Below are 13,465 nucleotides of genomic sequence, written 5' to 3' on the forward strand. Positions count from 1 at the left end.
TGTTTTTTATTAGGAGCAGAAAAAGACGTTTTTTCAGGAACATTTTGTCCCGCTATCCGCTATATCTTTTTCTTGCTAAAGAAGCAAGAAAAAGGATACCGCTTCTATCGGGGCTAGTTTAGAGGTTTTGTTTTTTATAAGAAGCCTGAGTTGGAGTCTTTATAAGAAGCGAAATAGTACCATCATGCTAATCAATTTTTATTTACTTTAAAATGTAAGAAATAAGCTAAAAAAATATTATATCTTTACTTCTCATAATCTTTAAAAAATGAAGTACATATCTTTTTTTCTACTGCTAATTTCTTTTGGAAGCTGTCAAATTACAGAAAACCTTACAATTAATTCAGATGGAGGCGGTACATTAGAAATGGAGCAGCTTAGAGAAGAAAACAGTTATATGCAATTGGCTGGAGAAGCGTATTCTAAAGAAAACGTTTTTAAAGACATCACTTATATTTTTAAAGATTACATCAGCAAATATAGTGAGAACTTCGTCAAGTACAAGCCAGAAGAGCAACAGTTGTTTCAAAAATATGCCGACGTAAAAGTGAACATCAAAAGGAGTTCTTTTGAGAAAGAATTTAGAACCGTTTTTACTCTTCATTTTAATAAAGTTTCAGAAATTCCAGATTTATTTAAAACGGAAGATTATGTTTCGGATATTGAGCATAATTATGCTTTAACGGCAGAAAACCATTATTTCAGAATCGGATATGATTTTGATGGGAAAGTATTCAAACGTTCTGTTTCGATTATAAACATAGCCGAATTCGAAAAAGCAAAAGGAGAATCAGAAAACTTCAAAGCCAAATATGGAGCTTCAAAATTGACACAATCTTATGTTTTAAAATATCATTTTCCAAAAAATATTCACTCGGTCTCAAATTCAAGAGCAGTTATCAGTTCAGACAAAAAAACAGTAACGTTAGAATTTCAACTTTCCGATTTTGTTCAAAATCCTGAAAGCACCAATCTTGAAGTTGTATTACAGTAAAAAGGTTTGTTGGTTTTAAAATAAACTTAGCAACTTAGAATCTCAAACTTTAGTGCCTTAAAAAAGTTCGTATATTTGATAAAAAATTGTACAACGATGAAATTATACCAATTACTTAGTTTTTCTTTTTTAATAGCGACTTTAACAAGTTGTACTTTTACTGAAAACATTACTATTAACGATAACGGAAGTGGAAAATTCTCTGTAGATATGGATGGTTCTCCTATAATGGAGATGGCAGGTGATCAGATTGCGGGGCAAATGGGAGAAAATAAAAAAGATATAGATACTACTTTTACGTTCAAACAAGTATTTGAAGAAAAAAAAGACAGTATTGCTAAGTTGTCACCAGAGACACAAAAAGAACTTAAAAAATTGGAAAATTTTGTGGTATCAACAAAATTGAGCTCTGAGAAAAAACAGTTTTTAATGAACATGGGAACTGATTTTAAAAACGTAAACGAGCTTCAGGATATTTTACAAACATTAGGCACGCTTCAAAAATTAGAAGGAGGTTCAAACCCTATGGGAAGTGGTTTTGGAGATAATGGCAGTAAGCTAAGTTATACTTATGACGGAAAGAAATTTACAAGAAAAGCGGTTGTCGATATGCAAAAAAAAGCTGCAAAAGCAAAAGACACCACTGCAGATATGTCAAAAATGATGTTTGCTTCGTCGAGCTATATTGTAAAATATCACTTCCCAAAAAAGATCAAGAAAGTTTCTAATCCAAGTGCTTTGTTTAGCGACGATCGAAAATCAATTATAATTCAATACTCTTTTACGGATTATATGGAGAATCCCGACAAACTTAACTTTGATGTTGAGTTTGAAAAATAATTAAAATGAACAAAAAAATCCAACTTCAGGATCTGGGCAAAAAAGACTATAAATCGACTTGGGAATATCAAGAAGAAATCTTTAAAGATATAGTCGATTTAAAAATCAAGAATAGAAGAGAAGAACTAGATCTGCCAACGCCAAATTACTTATTGTTTGTTGAGCATCCTCATGTTTATACTTTAGGGAAAAGCGGTGATCTAGAAAACTTATTATTAAACGAAAAACAGCTCGAAGCCAAAGGGGCGACTTTTTACAAAATTAATCGTGGAGGCGATATCACTTATCATGGACCAGGACAGATTGTAGGTTATCCGATTCTTGACTTAGAAAATTTCTTTACCGATATTCATAAATACTTGCGTTTGCTAGAAGAATCAATTATTCTAACATTAGCCGAATACGGATTAGAATCGGGAAGAAGCGACGGAGAAACTGGAGTCTGGCTTGGAGTAGGAACTCCGTTTGCACGTAAAATTTGTGCAATGGGCGTTCGCGCTTCACGTTGGGTTACCATGCATGGTTTTGCTTTAAACGTCAATGTCGATTTAGGATATTTTGATAATATCATTCCATGTGGAATTCGTGGGAAGGGCGTTACTTCATTAAATGTAGAACTTGGTGTAGAAAAAGTGGACGAAGAAGAAGTAAAAGCTAAAATCATAAAACATTTTACAGCGCTCTTCGAAGCTGAATTTGTTTAAAACATATCTAAAAAAGTAAACCGTTTCAAATATACATTTGAAACGGTTTTTTATTTGACCTCATTTTTTTAGACAGAAAGCGTTTTTTTACTAAAAATATATTCGAAAAATCGAAAAACTATTTCGCAAAAGTTAAGATTTTGAAGGAAACACAAATTATAGAAGATATGTAGTTTTCTTAGGTATTTGTGCTAAATTTGAGTACTTAGTATTAAATTTAAATCTTATTCATTTCTGATTGCTTATGAGAAAAATCTACTTATTCTGTTTCCTTTTTGTGCTTAATGGTCTTTTTGCGCAAAAGAAAGATAAATTATATCCCGTTGCAGTTTATGAAAAAGTGTGGCAGGAGAAAAATAGCGATACCAGATTAAAGATGATTAAATCGATTTGGTTAGAAGACAGCACTTTTGAAGATCCTTCTGCTTCTATAAAAGGAATTGTGGCATTTAATAATGTGATCAACGAATTTTACAAGAAAAATCCAGATGCGGTTTTAATATCAGGGGCAAAAATCGTAAAAGACAATTATGTAACCTGGGAATGGAAAGCTCTTGATTCTAAAAACAATCTTATTATTGCAGGGCGCGAATTTGCACGTTTAAATGGAAAAGGACAGGTGAGTAAAATTATTAGTTTTTGGGATAAAGGAGCAACCTTGTCTGAAGCTGATATCTTGAAGAACTTGGAAGCTGATAATCTAAAATTAGCTGTAAAATATTACGAAAGCCTTTTTAAAACAAAAGATTTTGATGCTTTGGCTACTGTAGTAGCTGATGGAGCAGTTTACAATCAAGCTGCAGGTTTACCTTATGGCGGAGCTTATGTTGGTTTAAGCGAATGGACTAAAATGTTTGCAAAATCGACTGAGTTTTTTGATTTTCAAATAGAAAAGGAACCAGTATATTTTAGCGATGCTTCTAAAAATGAAGTGATCATTTATTTTACTTTAAACTGCAAATCTAAAAAATCAGGGAAAACAATGTCAGTTCCCATTTCGGAACATTTAGATTTGAAAGACGGTAAAATTACAGCTGTCAGATCTTTTTATTCCGACACCAAAACATTTGCAGAATTTTTAAAAAGTAAAAAATAAAAGAAACGACCTAAATTATTGGTCGTTTTTTTATTGAAAGAAATCGAGTTCTAATTGTTCTGGCAAGAGCCTAAAACTCATCCTGTGATATTTTGTAGTTCCAAATTCTTTAATGGCTTCACGATGCTCCTTGGTTGGATATCCTTTATTTTGTTTCCAGTTATACATTGGGAACTCTTCATGAATTTTGTCCATATATTCATCACGATACGTCTTTGCTAAAACAGATGCAGCTGCAATGCTTAAGTATTTCCCATCACCTTTTATAATGCTTTGATTTGGAATCGATTTTAAAAGTGTAATTTCTTCTTGAGAAAACTGTTTTCCAAAAGTATTTTTTAGTCCGAGTTTTGCATTCAAAGAACGATTTCCGTCAACAATAATATATTCCGGAATATGTTTTAGCTTCAAAATACATTCCTGCATTCCTTTCATCGAAGCATTTAAAATGTTTATTTCATCAATTTCGTCTGGAAACAAATGCGTCACGGCAAAACAAACAGCTTCTTTTTCAAGAACTGGCCTTAAAAGCGTTCTTGTTTTTTCAGATAGCTGTTTACTGTCATTTAGAATTTTATTTTCAAAATGTTCGGGTAAAATTATAGCAGCGGCAGTAACTGGCCCCGCAAGGCATCCTCTTCCCGCCTCATCGGTTCCTGTTTCTAAAACAAATCCTGAGAAATTTTTTTCGAGCATTTTTTAGGGTTTAAAAAAAGCAAAGATGGTACTTTTTTTCTAAAAATCATTAATACGTACAAATTGGAACAGTAGGATATTTTGTGTTTTTGCACAATCATATCAAGAGCCAAAATTGATAGAAATTTATGAGTTATTCAAAAATGAGATTAAATCAGTAATATTTTTTAAAAACAAGAGAAAATATTTGAGTTTTATGATTTTTTTTGAAAAATGTTTAATTGAGAATTTTTAAAGAAATTCAAGAAAAAGGATAAAAATCGGATATTTATAAAACATAGAAGAATTGATTTACAATTTTTTATGTTAAAATAAGTGAATATGAGTGAAAAAAATGCAGGAATAAAACATTCTCAATTCAAAATGTTTTATTTTCTTCAGTCTTTTATAGGATATTACTGTTGTTTTTTTAATGTTTTTGCCCTGTTTTTTTGAGGTTATTCCTGTTTTAAATGTTAAATATATGTTAATATTTTTAGTGATAAAATCGCAGTATTTTACGAATAATATATTGTATTGTATTATTAATCAGATGATTGTGTATTTCAAAACGAACACATGTTAAAGAAATATTAAAAAACAGTAAAGCGTTATATAAAAACTGGGTTGTTGTTTTAAGAAAATATTATGATGTTTGCGACTTACTAATTCAAAATTTATAAAATGAAACTAAAGTTTAATGGATTCTTAGTACTATTCTTAGTACTTGTAGCGCAACTTACTTTTGCGCAAGAAAGAGCTGTTTCAGGAATTGTTTCCGATAATGCAGGAATGCCTTTACCAGGTGTTGGTGTATTAGTTAAAGGAACTAAAAACGGAACGCAAACAGATTTCGATGGAAAATTCTCTATCAAAGCAACGTCAAGCGAAGTCTTGATTTTTACTTACATCGGAATGAAAACACAAGAAGTTGCAGCTAGTTCTACATCGTTAAATGTAAAATTAATTAGCAATACTACAGAGTTAGAAAGTGTTGTTGTTACAGCCTTAGGTATTAAGAGAGAGAAAAAAGCTCTTGGATATACAACTCAGGAAATAAAAGGAGAAGATTTAGTTGGTGGAACTTCAAGCGCAAATTTCATTAATGATCTTGCTGGTAAATCTGCAGGGGTATATGTTAGAAAAAATACAAACTTTGGAGGATCTACAAACGTAGTTTCAAGAGGTGTTAAAAACCTTACTGGAAATAACCAAATGCTTATTGTTATTGATGGTATGCCTATTAATAACTCGAATATAAATTCTAGCAGTGGATCACAAACAGCTGGGGCTCGTAATACCTATGATTACGGTAATGCTGGTATGGATATTAATCCTGATGATATCGAATCATTAAATATATTGAAAGGTGCAGCTGCATCTGCTTTATACGGTTTCCAAGCTGGTAATGGTGTAATTATGATTACTACTAAAAAAGGAAAAGCTCAAAAAGGTATGGGAATTACTATATCTAGTGAGTTTGGAGTTGGTTCAGTTGATAAAAAGACTTTTCCTGTTTATCAAGACAAATACGGACAAGGTTATGGACCAACTTATGATGCCAATGGTAATCCAAAAGGTACTCCGGTTGGGCCAACAGGTGCATTTTTTGTTATAGATAAAAATGGTAATCAAGTAGTAAGTACTACAGATGATGCTTCTTATGGTGTTGCATTTGATCCAAATCTTTCTGTTTATACTTGGGAATCTTATTCTCCATATTCTTCAAAATACGGACAAAAATCTCCATGGTTAGCTGCTAAAAATGGTCCGATTACATTTTTTCAAACAGCTCAGACATTCAATAACTCAATCTCTTTTGAAGGTGCTACAGATAAAAACAGCTTTGTTGTTAATTACAACAACTATAAAGAGACTGGTATTTTGCCAAATAGTGAATTGAAGAAAAATAATGCAAGTATTAAATTCAATCACAAAATGACAGATAAATTATCTGTAAGTATTTTTGCAAATTATTTAGCACAAAGTACTACAGGTAGAAATACTACTGGTTACGGTGGTGACAACGTTGCAGGTCTATTCCGTCAATGGTGGGGAACAAACGTTGATATTCAATCTCAAAAAGAAGTTTTTAACAATTCAGGAGGACAAAATATTTCATGGAATATGGCAGATCCTGCTAATGGAAATACAAATCCTAAATATTGGGATAACCCATATTTTACAAGATATAAAAATTACCAAACAGACGAAAGAAATCGTTTCATCGGTTATGGTCAGTTAGATTATAAACTTACAGATTGGTTAAACGCGACAGGGAAAATAAGTACGGATTCTTATTCAGAATTACGTGAAGAGAGAAAAGCGGTAGGATCTTTAGCTTCAACATTTGGAATTAACCGTTTAGCTGTTGGTTCAGGATATCAAAAATATACAGGTATGTTTTCTGAGCAAAACTATCAGGTAACATTAAACTTCAATAAAAAAATTACTGAAGATTTCACAGTTACAGGTTTAGTTGGTTATAATGCTTTAAGAACAAGACGTACCTCTACATTAGCTTCTACAGATGGAGGACTTATTATTCCAGGAATCTATGCATTGTCAAATTCAGTGAATCCTTCTCCATTCCCAGTTGAGACTGAAGATAATTCAGCAGTAAACAGTGTTTATGCGTCTGCTTCATTAGGATTCAGAGATTTTCTTTATCTAGAAGGAACGGTACGTAATGATGCATTCTCTATGTTACCAAAAAACAATAACGATGTTAATACATACTCGGTTTCTGGAAGTTATGTTTTTACAAAACATATTAATGCACCATGGTTAACTTTCGGTAAATTAAGAGCAAGTTATGCTGAGAATCCACAAGGAAGTGTTGATCTTTATGCATTACAAGATGTATTTACTAAATTTAACCCATTTGGTTCAAACCAACTTTATTCAAGACCTAACACGGCTAATAATCCAGATTTACATCCTGTAAAAACTACATCTAAAGAACTTGGTTTAGAGATGCAATTCTTTAACAGAAGAGTAGGTTTCGACGTAAGTGTTTATAAAAGTTTAAGTGAAGATCAAATTTTCCCAGTAGATTATTCTACTGCAACTGGTAACTCTGCTAGATACGTAAATGCTGGATCGGTTGAAAATAAAGGTATTGAGGTAGTATTAAACTTAACTCCTGTAAAAGCAAAAGATTTTCAGTGGGATATTAACCTAAACTGGTCTAAAAATGAGAATACAGTTGTGGCTTTAGCTCCAGGTGTTGATGTTTTAACAATTGGTACGTTCCAAGGAGGAGTTAGTATTGTTGGTACAAAAGGACATGCTTATGGAGATATCCTTGGAAAAGATTATATCTACAATGCAAACGGACAAAAAGTAACTAAAAATGGAGTGTATTTACAAACTGCAACTACTAATAATGTAATTGGTAACGTTACTCCAGATTGGATCGGTGGTATCCGTAACAAATTTACTTACAAACAAGTGTCTTTAGGTTTCTTAATTGATGTTCAAAAAGGAGGAGATATTTTCTCTCTTGATCAATATTATGGACAAAGCTCTGGTTTGTATACTTCTACAGCAGGAAACAACGAGCTAGGAAATCCTGTAAGAAATACACTTGCTAATGGTGGAGGTGTTATTTTGCCTGGAGTAAATGAAGATGGAACTCCTAATACTACAAGAACACCAAGTCCTGAAGTAGCTGGAAGTATCTACGGTTACAATAATAATCCACAAAAAGCATTTGTTTACGATGCAAGTTATGTTAAATTAAGAGAGTTAAGCATTACTTATAGCTTCCCTAAACAATTTATAACTAAAGCAGGTTTGAATGATTTACGTCTTTCTTTAGTAGGTTCTAACTTATGGATCATCAGTAAAAATCTTCCAGATGCAGATCCAGAAAGTGGTCTAAGTTCAGGTAACTTATCATCAGGTTATTCAGGAGGTTCACTTCCGACAACAAGAAACATTGGTTGTAACCTAACATTAAAATTTTAAATCATGAAAAAAGTACTTTTATTAATGTCGGTGGTAGGTATGATGGTTTCGTGCAGCCAAGACATTACAGATATGAATGTTGATCCTAAAAGACCAACAACTACCAGATCAGAATATTTGTTTACAAATGCTGAGAAAAAATTAGTCGATCAAATGGTTAGTACTAGTGTGAATAATAATGTTTTTAGATTATTTGCACAACAATGGACAGAGACCACTTATCCTGACGAAAGCCAGTACAACATTACAAACAGAAAAATTCCTGATACACACTTTTTGGTATTGTATAGAGATGTTCTAGCTGATTTTCATGACTCGAGAGTTATGATTTCGGCAACAACTACTGCAACTCCTGCAGATGAGGCAGTTAAGCAAAACAAATTAGCGCTTATAGATATTTTAGAAGCGTATGCTTATAGTGTATTAGTAGATACTTTTGGAAACGTTCCTTACTCGCAAGCAATTGATATTAACAAATATCCTTTACCAGCTTATGATGACGCAAAAACAATCTACCAAGATCTTATTAAAAGATTAAGCGCAGATGTTGCAGTTTTAAAAGCAAATAGCACAGCTGCTAACTTTGGTGCTGCAGATATTATCTATTCAGGTAACGCAGCAAGTACTGTAAAATGGGCAAAATTTGCTAATTCATTAATAATTAGAATGGCTGTTAATATGTCTGACATTGATCCAGCTTATGCAACTACTCAAGTTCAGGCAGCGCTTGCTTCTGGTGCTTTGGCTAGTAATGCTGATAATACAAAATTGACTTATTTAACTACATCAGGAAATCAAAATCCATTGTATGCTGATTTAGTAACAAGCCAGAGATTTGATTTTATTCCTGCTGAGCCTTTTGTTTCTGCTATGGACGCTATTGTTCCAGGTGGTGACCCAAGGATGCCTAAATATTTCACTAACTTAACTTCTCCAGCTCCAGTTATTCCTGTAGGAAGAACATTTGTTGGTGGAACGTATGGTGCAGGAAACGTTTATACATCGTATTCACAAATAACGTCGACATTAAACAATCCAGTTTTCCCAGGAACAATCTTTGATTTCGCTGAATTGAATTTCTTATTAGCAGAAGCGGCTGAGAAAAATTTAATTCCAGGTGGTTCTACTCAGGCCAAAGCATATTACGATGCTGGTATTAAGGCATCTATGGCAGACTGGGGAGTAACTGATGCTACTGCTATTGCAGCTTATATTGCAAGTCCAAAAGTAGATTATAACAATCCGTTAAGTGGAGCAACATATAAAGAAAAAATCGGTACTCAAGCATGGTTTGCTCTTTATAATAGAGGATTTGAAGCATGGACTTCTTACAGAAGATTAGATTTCCCTGTATTAAAAGCACCTCAAGCAGCTATAAACAAACTTATTTTTAATGTGCCAGTTAGATATACTTATCCAGGTGTAGAAGCAACTATTAATAAGGCAAATTATACTAAAGCTTCTGCTGATATTGGTGGAGATTTATTAAATACTAAATTGTTCTGGGATAAATTCTAATTTTTAGAATATAATCTATATCAATTAAGTTAATAAGTCAAATTGAATTATACCCGGTTAGGGAATAAGAATAATAAATATTTTGATTTTTTTTGAGAGCCCCGTATACTTTTGTATACGGGGTTTTCGTTTGCAAAAGGCTGAAACCATTCTAGTTTCATATTATATAGTATGTTTTTTTCGTTTATACGTTTTTATCTTACCTTTGCTTCGCAAATTTTGTCAAAATAAATTTATACAAAGCCATCAAATGAGAATATTCATTTTTCTATATCTATTAGTTGTTCCAACTTTATTGTTTTCGCAAGAAAAAAAAACTGCCCCTAAAAGTAATTTAGATATGAATACGGAATATTCTAGTATTACGGATACCGTTAAAAAGAAAAAACAAAAAATAGCTACAATAGATCAGTATAAAATTGTGACCTTAGAGCATGATACTATTTATGCCGATACATCGCTAACGATTAAAAGTGCATACAAACAAAATCATCTTAGAAAGGATCTTTTTGGGCGTCAGGAATTTTCTAATATCGGACAGCCTTTAAATACACTTCAATATAGCTTGACTAGTTTTTCTCCGTATCCTGAAATTGGTTTTAGCGGGAAACATTCTCTTTATATGCAGGCCGATCAAATTAGATATTATTCTGTTGCAACCCCTTTTACGGAGCTGTTTTTTAATACTACTATAAAGAAAGGACAGAATGTAGATTCTTTTATAACATTAAATGCTTCTAAAAATCTTAATTTCTCTATTGCGTATAAAGGACTAAGATCTGAGGGAGATTATAACAATCAATTGGTTAGTGCTGGTAATTTAAGAATTACTACTAGTTATGCGACAACCGATAAACGATATGCATTAAATGTGCACTTTACAAATCAGGATATTTTAAATGAGGAAAATGGCGGTATAACAAACGATGCTGATTTTGAAAGCGATAATAAAGATTATAAAAATCGACAAAGACTACAGGTTTATTTGACAGACGCAGAATCATTTTTAAAAGGCAGACGATTGTTTTTTGATCATGCTTTTAGAGTAAACCCAAATGACGGAAGCAATAATCTATATATAACGCACCAGTTTAATTACGAATACAAAGATTATGAATATAAACAGCCGACTGTAATTTCGACTATTACTGCCAATGATGGTTCAACTACTCGTATACAGCGATTTGGAGAATCGTATGCAGCAAGTAACATTAACGATCAGACTAAATATGAAAGATTATATAATAAGGTAGGAGCAGCTTATGAGAATTCTCTTTTAGGTAAGTTTATATTTTTTATAGACGATTATAGATCCAATTATAAATACAACAGAATTATTGTTAATGCTGATGGAAGTGCGGTTCCAGATAATTTATATTTGCAGTTTAATAATTTTGGTGCTCAATATGAATATCAGAAAAACAAATGGAATGGTAGATTTTTATATTCAAGATCAATTACTAATCAATCGCTTTCAGATTTAGATGCCAAGCTTCGATATGATATGAGCGAAAAAATCAAATTTGATTTTAGATATCGAAACATCAACAAACTGCCAAACAATAATTATAACTTGTATCAAAGCAGTTGGATTTCGTACAATTGGTCAAATAATTTCAAAAACGAAAAAATAAATTCATTAAGTGCAGAGATTACAACTCCTTGGCTTACAGGGCAAGTTCAGTATACGGTATTGAAAGATCATCTGTATTTTACAGATATGGCCACAGATGTTCAAAAAGCAGCTAGTGAGCAGATTGTAAAACCAATGCAATACGGAAATGTGATTAATTATTTAGAAATAAAAGCAAGCAGAGAGTTTAAATTTGGACCTTTTGCATTAGATAATACGCTTTTGTATCAGAAAGTAGATCAGTCGGACTTAATTTTAAATGTACCTGATTTTGTTACTAGAAATACGTTCTATTATTCAAACCATTTCTTCAAAAAAGCATTATTCATGCAAACAGGGATTGTGTTTAATTATATGACGAAATATTACGGAGATGATTATAACCCTGTTATCGCAGAGTTTTTTGTACAACAGGAGAAAAAAACGGGTGGTTTTGCAACATTCGATTTATTTGTAAATGCTAGAATACGCCAAACTCGCTTTTATTTAAAAGCAGAGCATTTTAATGCTCTATTTTCGCAAAGTAACTATTACGCTGCACCTCATAATCCGTATCGAGATTTTGTATTGCGTTTTGGTCTGGTTTGGAATTTCTTCCAATAAAACAGACTTGTTTTTTATTTAGAACCACTTAATAAAACTTAAATAAAATGGACTTTTCAAATAATATTTTAGAAACAATTGGTAATACACCATTGGTAAAACTCAACAAAATTGTTGCTGAAATTGATGCGTTAGTATTGGCAAAAGTCGAAACCTTTAATCCTGGAAATTCTGTAAAAGACAGAATGGCTGTGAAAATGATTGAAGATGCAGAGGCAGATGGCCGACTAAAACCAGGAGGTACAATTATCGAAGGAACTTCTGGAAATACAGGAATGGGACTTGCTCTTGTGGCAATCGTAAAAGGCTACAAATTAATTTGTGTGATCTCAGACAAACAGTCTAAAGAAAAAATGGATATTCTTCGTGCTGTTGGTGCAAAAGTTGTGGTTTGCCCTACAGATGTTGAGCCTACAGATCCACGTTCTTATTACTCGGTTTCAAAGCGTTTGGCAGAAGAAACACCAAATTCTTGGTATGTAAATCAGTACGATAATATGTCAAATTCGTTGGCGCATTATGAGCAAACAGGACCAGAAATCTGGAAACAGACAGATGGGAAAATTACACATTTTGTAGTGGGAGTTGGAACTGGAGGAACTATTTCTGGAGTTGGAAAATACTTGAAAGAACAAAATCCAAATATTAAAATCTGGGGAATCGATACGTATGGTTCGGTTTTCAAAAAATACCACGAAACAGGAATCTTCGATGAAAACGAAATCTACTCGTATATAACAGAAGGTATTGGAGAAGATATTCTACCAAAGAATGTTGACTTCTCTCTAATTGATGGTTTTACAAAAGTAACCGATAAAGATGCCGCTGTCTACACTAGAAAGATTGCACTTGAAGAAGGTATTTTTGTTGGAAACTCTGCAGGAGCTTGTATAAAAGGTCTGTTGCAGTTGAAAGAGCATTTTAAACCAGATGATGTTGTTGTGGTATTATTTCATGATTCTGGGAGCCGTTATGTTGGGAAAATGTTCAATGACGATTGGATGCGCGAGCGTGGATTCTTAGAAGAAAACATAACAAAAGCAGAAGACGTTATTAAAGATCACATTGACAAAGAATTGATCGTTGTACGTACAGAAGAATTGGTTTCTCATGCTATTGAGCGTATGCGTAAGTATAAGATCTCGCAAATTCCAGTTGTAGACATCAACGGATTTGTTGGTTCTGTAGACGAAACAGATTTGTTTAGAAGTTACGTTGCCGATAAGAATGTTGCTGAAAAACCAATTAAAGAGGTAATGGGCAAACCTTTCCCAATTGTAAAATTAGGAACGCCAATTGAAGAAGTTTCAAAACTTTTCACCAAAGAAAATGATGCTGTTTTGGTCGATTTAGGAAATGGACATCATCACATTATTACCAAATATGACATTATTGGTGCAATAAAATAAGCCTTTATAAATAGTAAAAAT

Annotated in this window: 9 protein-coding genes; 8 read left to right on the forward strand and 1 reads right to left on the reverse strand. The window is 32.7% G+C overall.

What is annotated here, in order from left to right; translation table 11 throughout:
* Nucleotides 1–268: 268 nt before the first annotated feature.
* The 4 genes from J7574_RS22575 to J7574_RS22590 all read left to right on the forward strand — a co-directional run bounded on the left by J7574_RS22575 (nucleotide 269) and on the right by J7574_RS22590 (nucleotide 3,634).
* Nucleotides 269–994 (forward strand): hypothetical protein, encoded by a 726-nt coding sequence (locus tag J7574_RS22575; RefSeq protein ID WP_290974347.1) that lies wholly within the window; start codon nucleotides 269–271, stop codon nucleotides 992–994.
* Nucleotides 995–1,090: 96 nt separating this feature from the next.
* Nucleotides 1,091–1,834, forward strand: coding sequence for a hypothetical protein (locus tag J7574_RS22580; protein ID WP_290974350.1), 744 nt, complete (start codon nucleotides 1,091–1,093; stop codon nucleotides 1,832–1,834).
* A 5-nt stretch (nucleotides 1,835–1,839) separates the two neighbouring features.
* Nucleotides 1,840–2,538 carry a lipoyl(octanoyl) transferase LipB gene (gene lipB / locus J7574_RS22585; RefSeq protein ID WP_290974353.1) on the forward strand — a complete coding sequence of 233 codons (699 nt, stop codon included), beginning with the start codon at nucleotides 1,840–1,842 and terminating at the stop codon, nucleotides 2,536–2,538.
* Nucleotides 2,539–2,782: 244 nt separating this feature from the next.
* The gene (locus J7574_RS22590; protein WP_290974356.1) at nucleotides 2,783–3,634 is read left to right on the forward strand and encodes a nuclear transport factor 2 family protein; all 852 of its coding nucleotides are present in this window, start codon (nucleotides 2,783–2,785) and stop codon (nucleotides 3,632–3,634) included.
* Between the two features lie 30 nt (nucleotides 3,635–3,664).
* On the opposite strand, the gene J7574_RS22595 is transcribed toward J7574_RS22590, so the two are convergent.
* Nucleotides 3,665–4,330, reverse strand: a complete 666-nt coding sequence (locus J7574_RS22595) for a ribonuclease HII (RefSeq protein WP_290974359.1) — start codon at nucleotides 4,328–4,330, stop codon at nucleotides 3,665–3,667.
* A gap of 663 nt (nucleotides 4,331–4,993) precedes the next feature.
* Between J7574_RS22595 and J7574_RS22600 the strand changes: the two genes are divergently transcribed.
* The 4 genes from J7574_RS22600 (at nucleotide 4,994) to J7574_RS22615 (ending at nucleotide 13,444) form a co-directional block, all read left to right on the forward strand.
* A complete protein-coding gene (locus J7574_RS22600; RefSeq protein WP_290974362.1) occupies nucleotides 4,994–8,281 on the forward strand; it encodes a SusC/RagA family TonB-linked outer membrane protein in 3,288 nt (1,095 codons plus the stop codon).
* Nucleotides 8,282–8,284: 3 nt separating this feature from the next.
* Nucleotides 8,285–9,799 (forward strand): SusD/RagB family nutrient-binding outer membrane lipoprotein, encoded by a 1,515-nt coding sequence (locus tag J7574_RS22605; protein ID WP_290974365.1) that lies wholly within the window; start codon nucleotides 8,285–8,287, stop codon nucleotides 9,797–9,799.
* Between the two features lie 340 nt (nucleotides 9,800–10,139).
* Nucleotides 10,140–12,035, forward strand: coding sequence for a putative porin (locus tag J7574_RS22610; protein WP_290974368.1), 1,896 nt, complete (start codon nucleotides 10,140–10,142; stop codon nucleotides 12,033–12,035).
* A 47-nt stretch (nucleotides 12,036–12,082) separates the two neighbouring features.
* On the forward strand, nucleotides 12,083–13,444 hold the full coding sequence (locus tag J7574_RS22615) for a pyridoxal-phosphate dependent enzyme (protein ID WP_290974371.1): 1,362 nt from the start codon (nucleotides 12,083–12,085) through the stop codon (nucleotides 13,442–13,444).
* Nucleotides 13,445–13,465 lie beyond the last annotated feature (21 nt).

Origin of the sequence: Flavobacterium sp., from assembly GCF_017744675.1 — a bacterium.
Lineage (GTDB): Bacteria > Bacteroidota > Bacteroidia > Flavobacteriales > Flavobacteriaceae > Flavobacterium.